The 19,101-nt window shown below is 34.8% G+C and carries 20 protein-coding genes and 1 pseudogene; 17 read left to right on the forward strand and 4 right to left on the reverse strand.

The window, feature by feature from the left end; genetic code table 11:
- Positions 1–94: 94 nt before the first annotated feature.
- The 4 genes from Anndu_RS07485 (at position 95) to Anndu_RS07500 (ending at position 4,533) form a co-directional block, all read left to right on the forward strand.
- Entirely contained in the window at positions 95–625 is a 531-nt protein-coding gene (locus Anndu_RS07485) for a hypothetical protein (protein ID WP_464103767.1), read from the forward strand.
- Positions 626–1,107: 482 nt separating this feature from the next.
- Positions 1,108–1,473 (forward strand): hypothetical protein, encoded by a 366-nt coding sequence (locus Anndu_RS07490; RefSeq protein ID WP_464103768.1) that lies wholly within the window; start codon positions 1,108–1,110, stop codon positions 1,471–1,473.
- Entirely contained in the window at positions 1,398–2,564 is a 1,167-nt protein-coding gene (locus tag Anndu_RS07495) for a family 2B encapsulin nanocompartment shell protein (RefSeq protein ID WP_464104056.1), read from the forward strand. Before Anndu_RS07490 ends, Anndu_RS07495 begins: the two co-directional genes overlap by 76 nt.
- Positions 2,539–4,533: a SufS family cysteine desulfurase gene (locus Anndu_RS07500; protein WP_464103769.1), complete on the forward strand. Its 1,995-nt coding sequence runs from the start codon at positions 2,539–2,541 to the stop codon at positions 4,531–4,533. The genes Anndu_RS07495 and Anndu_RS07500 overlap by 26 nt, the downstream gene beginning before the upstream one ends.
- 132 nt (positions 4,534–4,665) lie before the next feature.
- On the opposite strand, the gene Anndu_RS07505 is transcribed toward Anndu_RS07500, so the two are convergent.
- Together Anndu_RS07505 and Anndu_RS07510 are read right to left on the reverse strand one after the other, a co-directional pair.
- Complete coding sequence (locus Anndu_RS07505) at positions 4,666–4,905, reverse strand: type II toxin-antitoxin system HicA family toxin (protein WP_464103770.1); 240 nt, start codon at positions 4,903–4,905, stop codon at positions 4,666–4,668.
- Positions 4,902–5,114, reverse strand: a complete 213-nt coding sequence (locus tag Anndu_RS07510; protein ID WP_464103771.1) for a type II toxin-antitoxin system HicB family antitoxin — start codon at positions 5,112–5,114, stop codon at positions 4,902–4,904. Before Anndu_RS07510 ends, Anndu_RS07505 begins: the two co-directional genes overlap by 4 nt.
- Before the next feature lie 189 nt (positions 5,115–5,303).
- On the opposite strand from Anndu_RS07510, the gene Anndu_RS07515 reads away from it, so the two are divergent.
- From Anndu_RS07515 to ald, 3 genes are all read left to right on the forward strand, one after another.
- Positions 5,304–6,692 carry an FAD/NAD(P)-binding protein gene (locus tag Anndu_RS07515; RefSeq protein WP_464103772.1) on the forward strand — a complete coding sequence of 463 codons (1,389 nt, stop codon included), beginning with the start codon at positions 5,304–5,306 and terminating at the stop codon, positions 6,690–6,692.
- A 15-nt stretch (positions 6,693–6,707) separates the two neighbouring features.
- Positions 6,708–7,532, forward strand: coding sequence for a serine O-acetyltransferase (gene cysE, locus Anndu_RS07520; RefSeq protein WP_464103773.1), 825 nt, complete (start codon positions 6,708–6,710; stop codon positions 7,530–7,532).
- A gap of 162 nt (positions 7,533–7,694) precedes the next feature.
- Entirely contained in the window at positions 7,695–8,774 is a 1,080-nt protein-coding gene (gene ald, locus Anndu_RS07525) for an alanine dehydrogenase (RefSeq protein WP_464103774.1), read from the forward strand.
- Between the two features lie 35 nt (positions 8,775–8,809).
- On the opposite strand, the pseudogene Anndu_RS07530 reads toward ald, so the two are convergent.
- Positions 8,810–9,320, reverse strand: a pseudogene (locus Anndu_RS07530) (hypothetical protein); the annotation flags it as partial.
- Between the two features lie 277 nt (positions 9,321–9,597).
- Between Anndu_RS07530 and Anndu_RS07535 the strand changes: the two are divergent.
- Positions 9,598–9,948: a DUF760 domain-containing protein gene (locus tag Anndu_RS07535; protein WP_464103775.1), complete on the forward strand. Its 351-nt coding sequence runs from the start codon at positions 9,598–9,600 to the stop codon at positions 9,946–9,948.
- A gap of 25 nt (positions 9,949–9,973) precedes the next feature.
- Positions 9,974–10,381 carry an 8-oxo-dGTP diphosphatase MutT gene (mutT, locus tag Anndu_RS07540; RefSeq protein WP_464103776.1) on the forward strand — a complete coding sequence of 136 codons (408 nt, stop codon included), beginning with the start codon at positions 9,974–9,976 and terminating at the stop codon, positions 10,379–10,381.
- Positions 10,382–10,452: 71 nt separating this feature from the next.
- On the opposite strand, the gene Anndu_RS07545 is transcribed toward mutT, so the two are convergent.
- The gene (locus Anndu_RS07545; RefSeq protein WP_464103777.1) at positions 10,453–10,905 is read right to left on the reverse strand and encodes a hypothetical protein; all 453 of its coding nucleotides are present in this window, start codon (positions 10,903–10,905) and stop codon (positions 10,453–10,455) included.
- 146 nt (positions 10,906–11,051) lie between these two features.
- On the opposite strand from Anndu_RS07545, the gene Anndu_RS07550 reads away from it, so the two are divergent.
- The 8 genes from Anndu_RS07550 to Anndu_RS07585 all read left to right on the forward strand — a co-directional run bounded on the left by Anndu_RS07550 (position 11,052) and on the right by Anndu_RS07585 (position 19,089).
- Positions 11,052–11,441, forward strand: a complete 390-nt coding sequence (locus Anndu_RS07550) for a hypothetical protein (RefSeq protein WP_464103778.1) — start codon at positions 11,052–11,054, stop codon at positions 11,439–11,441.
- Between the two features lie 74 nt (positions 11,442–11,515).
- Positions 11,516–11,815 (forward strand): hypothetical protein, encoded by a 300-nt coding sequence (locus Anndu_RS07555; RefSeq protein ID WP_464103779.1) that lies wholly within the window; start codon positions 11,516–11,518, stop codon positions 11,813–11,815.
- Between the two features lie 274 nt (positions 11,816–12,089).
- The gene (ruvA, locus tag Anndu_RS07560; RefSeq protein ID WP_464103780.1) at positions 12,090–12,725 is read left to right on the forward strand and encodes a Holliday junction branch migration protein RuvA; all 636 of its coding nucleotides are present in this window, start codon (positions 12,090–12,092) and stop codon (positions 12,723–12,725) included.
- A gap of 189 nt (positions 12,726–12,914) precedes the next feature.
- Positions 12,915–13,847 (forward strand): COX15/CtaA family protein, encoded by a 933-nt coding sequence (locus Anndu_RS07565; RefSeq protein WP_464103781.1) that lies wholly within the window; start codon positions 12,915–12,917, stop codon positions 13,845–13,847.
- 107 nt (positions 13,848–13,954) lie between these two features.
- Positions 13,955–14,899, forward strand: coding sequence for a heme o synthase (locus tag Anndu_RS07570; RefSeq protein ID WP_464103782.1), 945 nt, complete (start codon positions 13,955–13,957; stop codon positions 14,897–14,899).
- Between the two features lie 95 nt (positions 14,900–14,994).
- Positions 14,995–15,291 carry a 4a-hydroxytetrahydrobiopterin dehydratase gene (locus tag Anndu_RS07575; protein WP_464103783.1) on the forward strand — a complete coding sequence of 99 codons (297 nt, stop codon included), beginning with the start codon at positions 14,995–14,997 and terminating at the stop codon, positions 15,289–15,291.
- Between the two features lie 162 nt (positions 15,292–15,453).
- The gene (locus Anndu_RS07580; protein WP_464103784.1) at positions 15,454–15,831 is read left to right on the forward strand and encodes an ISAs1 family transposase; all 378 of its coding nucleotides are present in this window, start codon (positions 15,454–15,456) and stop codon (positions 15,829–15,831) included.
- A gap of 63 nt (positions 15,832–15,894) precedes the next feature.
- Positions 15,895–19,089, forward strand: coding sequence for a valine--tRNA ligase (locus Anndu_RS07585; protein ID WP_464103785.1), 3,195 nt, complete (start codon positions 15,895–15,897; stop codon positions 19,087–19,089).
- The last annotated feature ends 12 nt before the right edge of the window (positions 19,090–19,101 follow it).

Raw genomic sequence — 19,101 nt, forward strand, 5'->3', positions numbered from 1 at the left:
AGAGGCTCAATTTCTGGTATGATGATTAATATACTAAATCTCGATAAGATTAGTGTAGATTAAACCAATAGGTAAAAGATGGATTGATAAAGATATGGCTATTCTGCAACTAGACAACGGCAAAACTTATCACAACTGGAATGCGATCGCTTCTGTTATTGGCGGTTTAAAAATTGTGATGGATTGTTTAGCTTGTTGTCAGAGTGCGGAAATTAGAGCATTAATGAATCAGGATGTGTTAAATAATTATGAACGGCAAAAATTCCTCAATCGTCATAAAAATTTACTTAATACCCTTCAAATTAGAGATCGTTTTCAACAACGGGAATTAATGGTATTACATCCGGGTTCACCTTTACTTTATCCTTTTTCCACACAAAATCAGCGTTTTCATACTCATAATGAGGATGAAGGATTATTGGTTATTTCAGGGGAAATAATTATCGGCTTAAAAGATGCTAATGGTAGGGAAATGCAACTGTTATTACAGGAGGGCAATTACCTCAAAATTCCCGCAGGTGTAAGTCATTGGCTTTCTTTAACTGCTTCTTTACAAGCTAAAATTATTCGTTATTCTGTAACGGCTCAGGGTTTAAAACCTCAGTATGAAGTAGTTAATGCTTAGTCATAGCATCAAAAGTCGGGTTTTTGTCAAATCCCCGACTTTTAAACCCCCAATAATCTCCCCTAATCCTTGTTTTTTTTGCGTGATTTTTTACAGAATTAATCTACAGTAATCACTGTGCTTTTTAGTATTTTAAATGTTAGCCAAATTAATCAAAAGCTTTAATTAATAAGCTTTTTAGTGTTTTAAGATATTAAATTTAGTTCCCATAAATTATACCATTTACATAAAGTAAATTCAGACTGAGGCTTAATAGAATAGTTTATTCACAAAGATTTCAGTGATTTAACTATGTAACTAGTAAATGTAAATGGTATTAGAATATTAAGAAATGTAAATATTTACTTTTTCTTAATATCTATTTTGCTAAAGATGTGATAACTTAAAATCGTAAGAAAAAAATTTCAAGTAAACCACTAACAACCAAAGGGAGGTATAAAACCTTGGTTAATAGTTCTGTTCAAATTGGAAATCAACAAAATATGAGTACAATCCTTACTACAGATAACAGACAGCAACAAAGTATTGATGTCAGAACGGCTCGAAATCTGTCCATTACCACTAATACAATTCCCCAATCTACAGGAATTACGCCTCGGTGGTTATTACATTTCTTGCCTTGGGTACAAGTACAATCTGGTACTTATCGGGTCAATAAAAATAAAATTGTTTTAAAACAAACTCCGAAAGTTGAGATTGATGAGAGTAATGGTACTTCTACCGTAGCCCCTGAAAATCTCCAAACTATTCCTTTATTTGCTAATTTAGACCTATCCTATTTAGCGGCTCTTTCCTCTCGTTTACAACTCGTTTACAAAATGAATACTCAGAAAGAGGACAAACTTTAGCGACAGAAGGAGAACAAAGAGATAAATTTTTTATCGTTGTTCAGGGTAAAGTAGAAGTTTTATTTAAAGGTGAACAAGGGCAAAATTTACGCATTGGGGTATTAGGTGCGGGGGATTATTTTGGGGAGGTGGATCTCTATAGTGATATGCCTAGCGATGCTACGGTGCGCACTTTAACTCCTGTTCGTTTATTAACTATCACTAAATCTGCTTTTGATGAAGTTTTAGCCCAATCTGAAGAACTTAAGGCTAATTTATTATTAGCAGTTGAGCAAAGATTAAGACTTAAATCTGCTGTTAATTTATATGGTGAAGAAGGGGTTGCTTTAGCTTCTGATTATGAGGGGGAAACGGAGTTACCTGCTTCCTATATTGATTATGAGGATGCTCCCCAAGAATACGAATTAAGTATTATTCAGAGTATTCTTAAAGTTCATACCCGTGTTACGGATATTTATAACGAGCCAATTAATCAATTACGGGAACAATTACGCTTAACGATCGAGGGTATTAAAGAACAACAGGAATGGGAAATCATTAATAATCCTAATTTTGGCTTATTAAATGTGGCTTCTCCTCTGTTACGGGTACAACCTCGTTATGATGCACCAACTCCAGACGACTTTGATGCTTTATTATCCTTAGTGTGGAAAAAACCGAGTTTCTTTTTAGCACATCCTCGCGCGATCGCCTCTTTTGGGCGTGAATGCACTCGTCGAGGTGTACCTCCTGCCACAGTTAATTTATTTGGCTCTCCCTTCATTACATGGCGTGGTGTGCCGATCGTACCTTGCGACAAATTAGAAGTTAAAAGTCGCACTTCCGATCCCCTCAGTGCGGGTAAAACCAATATTTTATTAGTGCGTGTGGGCGAAAAAGAACAGGGTGTAGTGGGTTTACATCAATTAGGGATCCCGGGCGAACAATTACCCGGTTTATCGGTGCGCTTAATGGGTATTAATCAAGAATCAATCGCTTCTTACTTACTCAGTTTATACTTTTCCGCCGCCGTTTTAACAGATGATGCTGTCGCCATTTTAGAAAATGTAGAAGTAGGATATTACCATGACTACAAGTATGCCGGAGTATAATAGTAACGGTTATCCGGCAGGAGGAGAGGGTATTGATAGCTATGCTTTTGAGCCTTTGAATATTCAATCATTAGCAAATGAGATCTATGCCACTCCTCCCAATGGTAATCATAGCACCGTTGAAACACCGACACAATCGCCTGTAGGGGGGAACGGCCGCTCACCCCTACCAACAGATGTTGGTGATGCAAGTTTAACCGAATTAGCTCAACAGTTAGTTAGTCAACTTTCCGGTGGTTTAGGTAGTCAACCTATTCCTGACGGTTTAACTCCCAATAATGTGACACCACCTACTAACCCGACTGCCCCTGTTGCCAGTAGGGAAGTCACCGCCGTAGTTAGTTCACCCTCAAGGGTAATTTCAGAAGGGAATGCTGTGCAAAATGTACCTTTAGTTGATCCCCCCCAACCCCCCTTAAAAAGGGGGGAAAGTCTAAGTGATGAGGCTTTAACCTCCATTGCTCAACAATTATTCGCTCAAATTCCTAGTTTTAGTAGGGACGAACGGCCGTTCGTCCATAATATTCCCCATCATCCTCAACCCACTTCTCAAGGTGTGGGAACAGTCTTTCCTTTACGGGAAGGTGATCTGCAACACCTTGTCAGTAATTTAGGTTTAGGGGGTATTCCAGACGAAACTCCACCACCACCGGAAGTAGAAGAACCTAGTTTTTACTTTCTTTCACCTCCCAAAGCGGATCTTCCCCAAGAAGAAGACCCAAAGGAGGAAACCGTAGGTTTGGAATATTCGGGTGAACCCTTTGATATATATGCGGTTCGGCGAGATTTTCCTATTCTCCATCAAACAGTTAACGGCAAACCCTTAATTTGGTTAGATAATGCCGCTACTACCCAAAAACCCCAAGCGGTAATTGATGCCCTTTCCCATTATTACGAAAATGATAACTCCAATGTGCATCGGGGCGCGCATACCTTAGCGGCCAGAGCGACAGATGCTTATGAAGCGGCAAGGGAAAAAGTACAACGGTTTTTAGGGGCGGGTGATATTTCGGAGATCGTTTTTGCAAGGGGAACTACTGAAGCCATTAATTTAGTAGCTCAAACCTACGGGCGTAAATATGTTGGGGAAGGGGATGAGATCATCCTTACGACTTTAGAACATCACGCTAATATTGTACCTTGGCAAATGTTAGCACAGGAAAAAGGCGCGGTTTTAAAAGTAGTGCCGATCACTGACTCTGGAGAGGTAATTTTAGAGGAATATACCCGCCTTTTAAGTCCTAAAACTCGCCTTGTGGCGGTTAGTCAGGTTTCTAATGCTTTAGGTACAATTGTACCTGTTAAAGAAATGACAGCGATCGCCCACCGTCATGGGGTGAGGGTGTTGGTAGATGGTGCGCAAGCGGTTTCCCATATTCCGGTGAATGTACAGGATCTAGGGTGTGATTTTTACGTTTTTTCAGGGCATAAACTGTTTGCACCCACAGGGATCGGGGCTTTATACGCTAAAAGAGAGATTTTAGACGATATTCCCCCTTGGCAGGGTGGCGGTGCGATGATCCGTCATGTCACCTTTGAGCGCACGGTTTACAACGATCCACCGGAAAAATTTGAAGCAGGTACACCGAATATTGCTGATGCGGTGGGTTTAGGAGCGGCGATCGACTATCTTAACCGCCTTGGCATGGTGAATATTGAGCATTATGAACAGGCTTTAACTCGTTATGGGATGGAAGCTTTATCAGAAGTGCCGGGTATTAAATTTATTGGCACAGCACCGGAAAAAGTAGGGGTTTTATCCTTTGTTCATGAGTCTATCCCTTATGAAGAAATCGGTCAACGTCTAGCTTTAGAAGGGATCGCAGTGAGAGCGGGGCATCATTGCGCTCAACCTACCATGCAAAGATACGGTTTAACGGGAACGGTACGACCATCTTTAGCTTTTTATAATACTAAAGATGAAATTGATACCTTAGTTAAAGTCTTAAAAGAAATACCTTTCCATTAATAAATAAGGTGGGCAACCTCAAAAAGATTTCATCTATTTTACTAATTTTTGAAGGGTTGCCCACCCTACAATTTATAACTATTTTATTAGTTTCATACAGGCAAGATGCCTGTACCACAAAAAAATTTACAATTATAAATCTTTCAAAATTTCATTTTTTGTTATCTGTTTATGATAAGCAACCGCCCTTAAAATACTATTCAATGTTCCTACTCTTAAAGGGGTATGATTAGGAATACTAATTCTTTGATGAAATGGACTTTCTGTTTCCAGAATAATATGGCTTCCTTGTTGATAAATAATTTGATAATCATAGGATTTACAAAGTATTTCAACTAGATCAGAACCTTTTAAATTACGAGGAGTTTTCATTGAATAACTAACATTTCCTCCTTAACAAAGTGTAATTTTACATCAGGAAGATCGGGCTGATCAAAATAAAATCCTTTAACAGATTCATGAATATTTATTTTTAATTCTTCCCAATTATCCCCTTGGGTAAAAATATTTTCTGTTAAACATTCAGCGACAAAGCCACCATCTTCTTCTTGATAAATTTCAAAAACAATAGTTTTGTTCATAGTTAACCTCTGACTCTCTAAATGTGTATTTTAGTTATTAATAATACCTCTGTCAAGCGATGGTTAATAAGTAAGGGGGCAACCTCAAAACGATTTCTTCTATTTTACCAATTTTTGAACAGTTGCCCCCCTACAATTTACTTAAATAAAAATATTTTAAATCAATATATTAAAAATAATTATCATGTCATGTCAGACGAAAATAATAACAATCAAAATCAACCTATAATTGCCATCATTGGCGGAGGTTTTAGTGGTTCATTAGTAACAGTTAATCTTGCGAGAATTGCCACTAAACCTATTACCATAAAATTAATCAATAAAAGTCAAGAAATAGGCAGAGGTTTAGCTTATAATACCTCTGTTTTAGGTCATTTATTAAATGTTCCCGCAGGTAAAATTAGTGCCTTACCCCTACAACCAAAACATTTTTTAGATTGGTTACATAATCAGGGTTATTCACACATAGAATCTACTGATTTTGTACCTAGAGAAATTTATGGAGATTATATCCAATCAACTTTACAAGAAGTAAAAAATAATCCTAATGTTACTTTAGAAATTATTACAGGAGATGAAGCCATCGCTATAGAAAAAAAGGCTGATTCTACTCAAATTTTACTAAAATCTGGTAAAAATTTAACCGCCGATCGAGTAATTTTAGCATTAGGAAATCCTCCCCCGTCTATCTTACCAGTTTTAAAAGATTATCAAGAAGATATTAAAAATCCTTGGCAAATCGAATCAATTAATAACTTAAATTCAGAAGATTCTATTTTATTAATTGGCACAGGTTTAACAATGGTTGACGTGGCTATTTCTATACAAGAAAAAGGCTTTAAAGGACAAATTTATGCTATTTCTCGTCATGGTTTAAAACCTTTAGCTCATCAATCTGCTCCACCTTATCCTTTATTTATTAATCTTAAAAATGCCCCTCAAACTATTAGAAACTTATTACATTTAGTCAGAACAGAAATTAAATTAGCACAAAGTCAAAATATTAATTGGAGGGCTGTTATTGATGCTTTACGCATTATCACACAGGAATTATGGCAAAATTTACCATTAAAAGAACAACAAAGATTTTTACGTCATCTTAAAGCTTATTGGGAAGTACATCGTCATCGCATTGCTAAAGAAATAGCAGAAAAATTGAATATTTTAATCAATTCAGATCAATTAAAATTTTATAAAGGGAGGATTAATAAATGTGTAAAAGTTAAAAATAAATTCGCAGTAATTTTTAAAGAAAGAGGTACACAAAAAGAAAGGAGTTTATTAGTTAATTTAATTTTTAACTGTACCGGATCAAGTGGCAATTATCAAGATCAACCCTTAATTATCAGTTTACAAAAACAAAATTTAATTAAAATTCATCCTTTATTTTTAGGTTTTGAAACTGCTCAAAATGGGCTAATTATTGATAGTTACGGTAATATTTCTAACTGGCTTTATACATTAGGGCCTCCCCGTAAAGGTGATTTATGGGAAACAACCGCCGTCCCAGAAATTAGGGTTCAAGCTTTTAATTTAGCTCAGGAAATATGGCAATCTTTTAAAATTTTTCAACAATAGTTAAGAATAAAAACCATGACAAAAATAACAGAAATTAATCAACAAAATATTGACCTAAAAACTCAAAGTTATGCCCATACTTTAGAGACTCATTCCCATTCCCATAACTTAATTAATACCTTAATAGCTGACTGGAAATCAGTGTATAAATATGATCCCGCCGCTAAAAATTGGTTAGAAGTTTTCTTTTGTTATCCGGGGCTACAAGCTTTAATTTTTCACCGTTTCGCCCATTGGTTACATCGTTTTCGCCTTCCTTTTATTCCCCGTTTTCTATCTTTTATGAGCCGCTTAATTACGGGGATTGAAATTCATCCGGGGGCAAAAATTGGTAAAGGTGTCTTTATTGATCATGGAATGGGTGTGGTAATCGGTGAAACGGCGATTATTGGGGATTATGTGTTAATTTATCAAGGTGTTACTTTAGGTGGTACGGGTAAAGATCAGGGTAAACGTCATCCCACCGTAGGAAATCATGTCTTAGTTGGTGCTGGTGCAAAGGTTTTAGGTAATATTTACATCGGGGATCATGTGCGGATCGGTGCGGGATCAGTGGTGTTAAGGGATGTGCCTAGTCACTGCACGGTGGTGGGCATTCCGGGACGTATTACCCGCACGGCGAAAGGCTCAGAGGATTCTTTAGCTAATGAAACTTTACCCGATCCTGAAGCTGAGGTTATTCGTAATTTATTTGAACGAATTAAGAGTTTAGAAAATGAAATAAATGAATTACGTCAATTATCCTTAACTGTAATTGAAAATAATCAGAATCAATTAGAGAATAATAATTCTGAAAGTAATCAAATAATTGAGGAGTTTTTACATGGCGCAGGAATTTAGATTAAGTAGTATTATTAGGATCTATCTTAAAGTTTCAAAAGTCGGGGATTTTTATATTATTAAATAATAACTTTTATGTATTAAGAAAAATCCCAAACTTTTTATCCTAATATTAGTTTATATTAATAATTCTGTTTAGTTTTTTTAGGAATATTTAAAATTATGAAAATTGGTGTACCAAAAGAAATTAAAGATCAAGAATTTAGAGTTAGTTTAACTCCTAGTACCGTGCGTATTTTATCAGAAAATAATCATCAAATTTTAGTGGAAACTGGGGCAGGAATCGGCTCAGGTTTTAGTGATCAAGATTATGAGAAGGCAGGGGCAAAAATTGTTGCACAAGCCTCTGAAGTTTGGAATAGTGAGTTAATCGTTAAAGTTAAAGAGCCTTTACCCCAAGAATATCAATATTTTCAAAAAGACCAAATTCTCTTTACCTATCTCCATTTAGCCGCCGATCGCCCCTTAACAGAAGCATTAATTAAATCAGGTTGTCAAGCGATCGCCTACGAAACAGTAGAATTAGCGAATGGTCAATTACCTTTATTAACTCCTATGAGTATCATTGCAGGGCGTTTATCCGTACAATTTGGCGCAAGATATTTAGAAAAACAACAGGGGGGAAGGGGAGTTTTATTAGGTGGTATTCCGGGAGTTTCGGCGGGTAAAGTTGTCATTTTAGGAGGTGGAATTGTCGGCACAGAAGCGGCCAAAATGGCTGTCGGTTTAGGGGCAAAGGTGACAATTTTAGACATAAACCTCGAAAGACTCAGTTATTTAGAAACTCTGTTCGGTTCAAGGGTAGAACTTTTATACTCTAATTCAAGCAATATTGAGAGGATTGTACCCGATGCCGATCTGTTGATCGGTGCTGTCTTAATTGTGGGTAAGAAAGCTCCGATTTTAGTATCTCGTAACCTTGTTAAACAGATGCGATCGGGATCGGTTATTGTAGATGTGGCGGTAGATCAAGGAGGCTGTATTGAAACTTGTCGAGTTACTTCCCACAGTAAGCCGATTTATATAGAGGAAAATGTGATACATTTTGGAGTCCCAAATATGCCGGGTGCCGTACCTTGGACAGCCACCCAAGCTTTAAATAATAGCACTTTACCCTACGTTTTAAAATTAGCTAATCAGGGGATAAACGCCTTAGATTATGATTTAGCTTTTAAAAAAGGCTTAAATGTAGCTAATTATCAATTAATTCATCCTGCTGTTAAATCAGTTTTTCAACAATAAATGAATTGGACTTACGCATTGACAAACAATATGATTTATGTATTCAAGATAGAATCATTATGATTAAAGTTAGCCAAAATATACTCACGAATAACTTTTGTGAACATATTTCTTTGCACTTCATACCAATTACTAATGAGCTTTTGAGAACCCATTATTTCTAATTTGATAAATGCTTGAATTGAACAAAATATATGAGTCTTGATTGCATAAGTATCTCTCACTATCTCCTGTTGCTATTCTTGGTTTTACCCCCCAATCTATAACTTCCGTGACCATTTCTCGAACATAATCGTTCTTTGTTTTCTCCTCTTTCTTATCATATATTCGATAATTAATTGGCACATAATTCCCATTTATATCACTATAATATAGGGTAATTAAATTTAAACCAATGATTGTTTTATGGTATTTCCCCGACCAAAAATAGCCGATTAATTGCGCACATTTTGGGTTACTGTAAGGCTTTTCTATGACAGTATCATCTACACTTAATACTCCACCTTCTAAACTAATAATCTGTTTGATTAGCTCCCATAAATCTTTATATTATAGAGATGTTTATTAAATAAAGTCTAATTTTATTGCTAATTAGTAATCATAAATCATAAAAAACAAAAGACTAATGACAAAAATTTGAGGAAACTGCTATAATGAAAGTACGGTTATTTCAACTCCAATCATTCAAAAAGAGTTGCTACAGTATTATTAACAAAATGTAATTAATTTGATTAACAGATACACGAAATCCTTTGTTTTAGGTTGTAATTAAAAACATCAACGGGCAAGGGATGATTAAAAATGATTTAAACGGAGGTATCAAATGAACAACCCATCCCAAAGAAATTCTACTATGTTTGATGACTATAGACATTCAAAAAATCAATTATGGCAATATGTTCAATCATTAACTCCTGAGATGATTGAACAAATGTCTAAACCTAATTCTCCAGATGTTTTTCAATTAATGGAACAAAATATTATGGGGTTGTTAGGCCATCTTCCTGCTGAACATTTTGGTGTATCTATTAGTACCAGTCGAGAGCATTTAGGACGTTTATTAGCATCTGCAATGATGAGTGGTTATTTCATCAGAAATGCAGAGCAAAGAATGAATTTTGAAAATGCTTTATGTCAGCTTGATAGTTCTTTTAATGATCAAGATAGTGATTAATTTTTCAAATTTTTATTAATAATTTATGCAGGAAAAAACACCGAACAAACCCCATAAAAAAATTGGGGTTGCTGTTATTTTTAATCAAGAAAATCAGATTTTGATAGATCGCCGTCTTCAAGGGGGTGAGTTAGGGGGTTTTTGGGAATTTCCGGGGGGCAAAATTGAAGATCAAGAAACGGTAGAAGCTTGTATTAAAAGGGAAATTCATGAAGAATTAGGAATAGAAATTGAGATTAAAAATCATTTAATCTCAATTGATCATGATTATACTAATTTTAAAGTGAGTTTGAATGTTTATCTTTGTCAACATTTAACTGGTATTCCCCAACCTTTAGAATGTGCAGAAGTTCGTTGGATTAATTTAGATCAAATTGATCAATTTACCTTTCCTCCTGCTAATCTTGCGATTATTGAAGCTTTAAAAAATTAGATTTTTTGCCCAGTTAGGGAAGTTTTTAAAACTAATTTACTAATTGTCAATTGATCAAGACTAATTTTTATTTACGGAAAAATTAAATCGGGTTGTTGACAAATATTTAAAATCAAAGGTTCTGAGTCTTTTTGATTAGCAAAAGTTGCTTTAATTTTCCAATCACAACCGGATTCTTTTGCATTTTTTGTCCATAATAAGACTACTTTTTCTTTTGATTTAATAGTTTGTCCTCCTAAATCAAAATTTTCCCAATTATTGCCATTATTAGAAACTAATAATTTACTAATTGTTTGAGGATTATTATTAGTAATAGAAAACATTAATTCTTCTTGTTCGTTATTAGTTTGATTAGGTGAAGGGGTTTGAACTGGAGGATTCGCCTCAACGGTGGGGGTTTCTGGGGTAGGATTATCGGAAGTGTTAACAGAAGGATTAGACTGGCCACAACTACTTAATAAACCACCTATTGGGAAACATAAAGTAATTAATAATAAAGTTAAGTTAGTTCGTAATTTTAGCAAAAAAATCATATTTTATTTAAGAATTTTATTTAAACAAGATCCATTAGGATTATAGCATTTGATCGGGTTAATTTTTAATTTAACCAATTAGATGAGTTATAATTAATAATTGAGGCTCAAATTTTGAGATCAAGGAGGTTTTTAATATGAATTATAAAGCAATTGTCTTAGCTACTATTATTGGTCTAACCAGTCCGGTTATGATTGATCTTGCTAGATCTAATCAGGCGATCGCCCAAACATTTAACTATCCTGAAGGAACATTTGCCGATCGAGACTGGACAGTTAGTTTATCCTTTGCTAATAATGCCTATGTCTATTATGGAGAAAATAACCATAATGGCTCTAATCTAGTGTTATCTGGTGCAGTCACATCGGGCAATCATGAGCGTCAAGTTTATATCTGGAATAATGATAATACTAGATATAGAGTTACTTGGCGACCTTCAGATCATGATTATATTAGAATTGAAGTCATCTCTCCTAATAATCGTTTGATTTTAAATCGCTTATTGACTCGTATTCATAATCATTAGTACCATTAATCTTAATGATCTTTGTTGTATTGTCATCTCGTCTTAATTTTGAAATAAATTGTTGTGGAGGATCAATGCCTATTTACGTTTATCGTTGCCTTGAAAATGATCAAGTCTTAGAAGTTTTACACCCCATGAGTAAAACAATTAAAACTTGGGAAGAATTGTGTCAAGTGGCTCATTATGACATGGGGGAAACTTCTCCATCAGCCCCAGTTGAAAAGTTATTGACTACTCCGGCCGTACTTGTGCCTAAGTCTAATAGTGACTATCAAAATTTAGGCTTAACTAAGTTGGTACGCCGAGATCAGGGCGTTTATGAAAATGTGACGGCTAAAAAAGGCGAACCAAAAATTGTGACTCGACCAAATTAAATAATAACTACTCAATAAGCCCCAAACCCTAAAGGGTTAGGCTATACAAACAAAGTCTGCCTACGCAGACTAAAAAACGGCCTGCGTGGGTAGGCTTCGTTTTTGTAGCATAAGGCTTTAGCCTTAATGAAATTATCTAAAGTCTTATCAAATTATATTATTTTGAAAAAAGATAACTGTGATCAAAATAGATTTTGTAGAGTTGAACGGCCGTTCACCCCTATAGATATTAGATCTCAATTTTTTAATGAAAATTTACTTAGGATGAATCTAAATGATTAGTTATTTAAAAGGAAAAATTGTTGAAGTAGCAAAGAATAGTAATAATCGTTTTTTTCTAATATTAGAAGTACAAGGAACTGGTTATGAAATTCAAATTCCTTCCCGTCTAAATCGGGAAATTTCTCAAAATATTGATCAAGATCAGCAAATATTTACCCATCTACAAATTAGGGAAGATCAACAAATTTTATACGGTTTTTCTAATAGTACCCAAAGGGATCTTTTTCGTCAATTAATCAGTGTTTCAGGGATCGGAACTCAATTAGCGATCGCTTTAATTGATACTTTTGAAATATCAGAATTAGTTCAAGCTATTGTTACTAATAATACTCAATTATTAATTAAAACTCCCGGAGTGGGTAAAAAGACAGCAGAAAGAATATCTTTAGAATTAAAAACTAAACTTTCTCAATGGAGAAGTGTGGCAGGAATCACTACTTCCACAAGGGAAAATATGCCTTCTTTAGAAATATTAGAAGATGTGGAATTAACCTTATTAGCATTAGGATATACTAACGAAGAAATTGATAGTGTTATTTCAATTTTAAGCAAAGATCAATTATTAATGAAAAATCCTACGGTTGAAGAATGGATCCGTAGTGCTATTGCATGGTTAAGTAATAAATAATTAAGAATAATTAATCATTAATTTCAATTTCTGGTGGTTATTTAGTTTAAAAGGCGGGGAATTTTGTTGATAGCTAAATCAATTTTAGCCAACATTGTCAAGATTTATTAACATATATTGCGAAAAATTTTTCAACAATTAAGATCAAGGTGAGCATACACTCACAGATTAATCAAGAAATTTAAAGCAATGACAGAATCAGTTTTTGATCAAAAACTTTCCACAGCGATCCAAGAGTCAAACCCCCAAAAATGGTTAAGGTGGTTTGTCTGGAAAATTGCGATCGCCACTTTCTTATTAATGGCCGTAGGAAGTGCTACTAGGGTAATGAATGCGGGTTTGGCTTGTCCTGACTGGCCTTTATGTTATGGACAACTTGTTCCCTCCGCCCAAATGAATTTACAGGTATTTTTAGAGTGGTTTCACCGTTTAGATGCGGCTTTAATCGGTTTTAGCTCGATCGCATTGGTGGCTTTAGCTTGGTGGTATCGTCAACAATTACCAAAATGGCTACCTTTAGCCTCTTTATTTTCTTTGTTTTTAATTGTTTTTCAGGGAGTTTTAGGCGGTTTAACTGTAACTCAATTATTAAGATTTGATATTGTAACCGCTCATTTAGGTACGGCTTTTCTGTTTTTAGGTAGTTTAATTATTATTGGTTGTGCTTTAACTCCTAATCAAGTTAACAAGTATTCTAATCAGAAAAGCAAATTACATTTATTTAGTTTAACTTCATTAATTCTCATTTATCTGCAATGCTTATTAGGTGGGTTAGTAGGCTCACAATGGGCATTACATCAATGTTTTGAGTACAATCAACTTTGTACCGTGATGAATACTCATATTATGGGGGTTGTTCCTAGTACCCTCTCAATCCTAATTTTACTTGTTGTAACATGGCGTAATCCTCCTTTAAATCAATTAATCAAAAAATTAGTTAATACGGCTGGACTATTAGTATTAGCTCAAATTATACTCGGTATTGCTACTTTTAAATTAAGGTTACAAGTTGAGCCGTTAACCGTAACTCATCATAGCGTAGGCGTAGCCCTGTTTAGCACTTTAGTGGCTTTAACTGTTTTTTCATGGCGCGATCGTCAACAATTAACAGTTGATAGTTAATAGTTGCCCTTGAAAAGTTAGCAATAAACATTTATCTTTTATTTCTTATTTATCATTATTTACTAATAGTTATTTAAGCCAATATTGTAGTTTCAATTTTAAATATTATGACAGGTACAACCATCACACAAAAAAACCAAAATTTAGCACAAACAATTAAAAGTTATTATCAACTAACAAAACCGAGAATTATTCCCTTACTTTTAATTACAACCGCCGCCTCAATGTGGATCGCTTCAGGGGGAAAAGTAGAGCCTTTATTATTAATAAATACCCTGCTCGGCGGAACATTAGCCGCCGCCTCGGCCCAAACATTTAACTGTATTTATGATAAAGACATAGACTATGAAATGGAACGCACAAGATCCCGCCCCATTCCATCAGGAAAAATTAGCACAATTAATGCTTTAATTTTCGCCCTAATTCTCGGCTCGTTATCATTCACTATTTTGACATTATTTGTTAATCTTCAAAGTGCCATTTTAGCCCTATCTGGAATTGGCTTTTATATGGTAATCTATACCCATTTTCTCAAACGTCATAGCACTCAAAACATTGTCATAGGGGGGGCGGCCGGTTCTATTCCTCCCCTTGTGGGATGGGCGGCCGTCACGGGTGATTTAGCTTTACCTGCATGGATTTTATTTATGATCATTTTTCTATGGACACCCCCACATTTTTGGGCTTTAGCATTAATGATTAAAGACGATTATGCACAGGTAAATGTGCCAATGTTACCCGTTATTAAAGGGGAAGAAATTACCGTTAAACAAATCTGGTATTATACTTTATTAGTAATTCCTTTTACCCTATTATTGGTTTATCCTTTAGGTGTTTCCGGTGCAATTTATGGTTTAATTGCTGTTATTTTAGGGGGAATTTTTTTACAAAAAGCATGGCAATTAAAACAAGCCCCAACGGATCGAAATTTAGCTAAAGACTTGTTTAAATATTCAATTTTTTATATGATGTTACTTTGTACTGCGATGGTATTAGATAGTTTACCTTTTACCAATCAATTAGTATCAAATCTGATGGCAATTATTAGTTAATAAGATTGAATCAGTTTGAAAAAATATCATGTTTAGAGACGTTTTAGAAAACGTCTCTCCAGTCAAATAAAATCAATTTAATTCACTCAAAAATTATGACACAATTATTAAATCAAACCCAAATTCAAGAATATTTAACTAAATTACCTCAATGGGAATTAGAAGGTAATACTATTAAATGTTTACGCAAATTTAAAAATTTTATTGAAGCGATCGAATTTATTAATAAATTAGTAGATCCGGCGGAGAATGCCTGTCATCACCCCGATTTATCTATTTCTTATAATAAAGTAACTATTAGTTTGACTACCCATGACTCAGGCGGTTTAACGATCAAAGATTTTGAGTTAGCTCAAATTATTGATCAAATTAATACTATTTCTACAAAATAATTGAAATAATCGTCTTTTCTTGAAAAAATCATAAAGTAGATCACTATTTTTTTTATAAAAAAATTATGTTGAACAGTGTAATCGAACAACTTAAGTTAGTCAAGGATTTTCGCAAAAATCGTGGGAAAAGACATGATTAGTCCAGAAACTAACCTAGTAATTATGGCAGAAACTTTTGAAACTAAAGAAAATTCAGAAAACGCCAAAGTTCTTTCTATGATAACTAATTGCGGTTTAGTTAATAAGGTTTTTCCCCTAGATGCTCTCCATTGTAGTCAACAAATAACCAACACAATTATTAATAGTAAAAATGATTATTTAATTACAGTAAAAGCAAATCAAGTTGCTTTATATAATTGTCTAAAAATAATTGCAAAAATTGATAAACCATTAAGTGTATATATAGAAAAAGATGCTAGTCATGGACGTTATGTGATTAGAAAAGTATCGGTATTTGATAGCAAGAATGTTCAGCATAAAAATTATCCTCATCTTCAAAGTTTTATGGAAGTAGGGATATGTCTATTGTCAATTGTTTAAAATCTCCTGTTTTAGAGTACAATTACTAGGATTGATCTTTAATTATTAATAACTGATATAAAAATGAATATAAATTCCACTAACTTACCCCCTCAATACGATCCCAAAACTACCGAACAAAAATGGCAACAACATTGGGAAACTAACTCTATTTTTCAAGCTGACCCCAAAAAGTCCGGCCAAGCCTATTCCATCGTTATTCCCCCCCCTAACGTCACGGGGCATCTCCACATGGGTCATGCTTTTAATACTTCTTTGATTGATACATTAGTACGCTATCATCGGATGTGCGGTTATAATACCCTCTGTTTACCGGGGACAGATCACGCTAGTATTGCGGTTCAAACTTTAATCGAAAAGGAGTTAAAAGCTGAGGGTAAAACCCGTTATGATCTGGGGCGTGAAAAGTTCTTGGAACGGTCTTGGGAATGGCGGCATAAGTCCGGCGGTACTATTGTTAATCAATTAAAAAGGCTCGGTTTATCGGCGGATTGGTCAAGGGAAAGATTCACTTTAGATAAAAATTTATCAGATGCTGTTAAAGAGGCTTTTGTTAAATTATATGAGGAAGGTTTAATTTATCGAGGTAATTATTTAGTTAATTGGTGTCCTGAGTCTCAGTCTGCGGTGTCTGACTTAGAGGTGGAAAATAAGGAGGTGGCGGGGCATTTATGGCATTTTCGCTATCCTTTGACTGATGGTAGCGGTTTTGTGGAGGTGGCTACCACCCGCCCTGAGACGATGTTAGGGGATACGGGGGTGGCGGTTAACCCTAATGATGAGCGTTACCGTCATTTGATCGGCAAAACGGTGACTTTACCCATTGTTAAGCGGGAAATTCCTATTTTTGCGGATGAGTTGGTGGATCCCGCTTTTGGTACGGGTTGCGTTAAGGTTACTCCTGCCCATGATCCCAATGATTTTACGATGGGACAACGCCACAATTTAGAGTTCATTAATATTATGAATAAGGATGGAACTTTAAATGAAAATGCGGGTATTTTTGCGGGACAAGATCGCTTTGAAGCTAGAAAAAATTTAGTAAAACAATTAGAGGATGAAGGTATTTTAATCAAAACTGAAGATTATACCCACACAGTTCCCTACAGCGATCGAGGTAAAGTTCCGGTAGAACCCTTGTTATCTACTCAGTGGTTTGTGAAAATTGAATCATTATCTAAACGAGCTTTACAGAGTTTAGATGGTGAAAATAATCCTGAATTTATCCCTGAAAGATGGAGTAAGGTCTATCGTGATTGGTTAATTAAATTAAAAGATTGGTGTATTTCCCGTCAATTATGGTGGGGTCATCAAATCCCTGCATGGTATGTAATCAGCGAAACTAACGGCGAAATTACCGATAGTACCCCCTTTCTTGTGGCTCATAATGCTCAGGAAGCTCAGGAAAAAGCGATCGCGCAATATGGAGAGGGTGCAAAATTAGAACAAGACCCCGATGTGCTTGATACATGGTTTTCTTCAGGTTTATGGCCTTTTTCTACTTTAGGTTGGTTAGAAAATGGGGAAGATTATCAACGCTATTTCCCTAATAGTACCATGGTGACGGGCTTTGATATTATTTTCTTCTGGGTGGCCAGAATGACCATGATGAGCGGCCATTTTACCGGTCAAATGCCCTTCAAAGATGTGTATATTCACGGTTTAGTGCGTGATGAGAATGGCAAAAAAATGTCAAAGTCGGCTGGTAATGGGATCGATCCTCTGTTATTGATTGAAAAATATGGCACAGATGCCCTCAGATATACTCTGATCAGGGAAGTGGCCGGGGCTGGTCAAGATATTAGTTTACAGTTCGATCGAGCAACAGAGGAATCTCCCTCAGTGGAAGCTTCTCGCAACTTTGCCAATAAGTTATGGAATGCGGCGCGGTTCGTGATGATGAACTTAGAAGGTAAAACGCCCCAACAGTTAGGCTTTCCAAAAACAGAGGATTTAGAGTTATGCGATCGCTGGATCCTATCTCGTTTTAATCAAGTAGTTAAACAAACCAGAAATTATATTAATAATTATGGTTTAGGAGAGGCGGCTAAAGGCATTTATGAGTTTATTTGGGGTGATTTTTGTGACTGGTATATTGAGTTAGTAAAAGGGCGTTTACGTCAAGATAATAATTCAAAATTAGTGGCTCAACAGACCTTAGCTTATGTGTTAGAGGGCATTTTAAAATTACTTCATCCCTTTATGCCTCATATTACGGAGGAATTGTGGCAAGGTTTAACTCAGAAAGAAAATGAGTTTTTAGCTTTACAATTTTATCCTGAAGTTGATGAAATTTTAAGTAAAGTTAGTTTAGATGGTGAGCCAAAAATTATTTTTAATGATTTAAGTTCAGGCAAAAATAAAACGGCAAAATCATCTCAAGAAAACCAAGAAATTAAAGCAATTTTAACAGAAATTATTAAATTTATTAATGATTTTCCTAAAGATTTGATTAAGACATTTAACAATTATCAACGCCCTGTAACTGTGCTTGGTTTAATTATTGCAGGTTTAGTTGTTCTTAATATTTTAGGAAATTTACTTAATGGGTTAGATAAAATTCCTTTTGTTTCTCAATTTTTAACTTTAATTGGTTTAGTTTATACGGGTTGGTTTAGCTTGAAATATTTACTAAAACCTGAAAAACGTAAAGAGATTAATTCAAAAATTGAACAGTTAAAAAATGATATTTTTGCTAAAACTAATTTAGGAAAATTTAGTCAAAAAACTGCACAAAAATCCACTAACAAAGAAGAAATTAACACTTTAATAAACCTTGAATTAGAAAGTAATTTTGAATTATTAATTGGAGCAATTCGTGTAATTCGTAATTTAAGGGCAGAAGCTGAAATTAAGCCCGGATTAACTATTACAGCGATTTTACAAAGTGAAAATAGTCAAGAAACAGCTATTTTAAAAGAAGGTCAAACTTACTTACAAAACTTAGGTAAAATCGAAAATTTGACCATTACTTCTAAGTTAGAAGGTGAGGTTAAACAGGCGATCGCAGGAGTGGTGGGAACAGTGCAAATTTTAATACCTTTAACTGGCATTGTGGATATTGGAGCTTTATGTGGTAAAATTGAGAAAAAATTAGCTAAAATTGACAAAGAAATGGCCGGAATTAGTAACCGTTTAAATAACCCTAATTTTGTCAATAAAGCCCCTGCTGATATTATTCAAACTGCTAAAGATAATGTAGCAGAATTGGAAAAACAAGCAGAAATTTTACGTCAAAGATTGCAAAATCTTCAGTAAACTTGCTGTATA

The organism is Annamia dubia NIES-4383 (genome assembly GCF_055394725.1).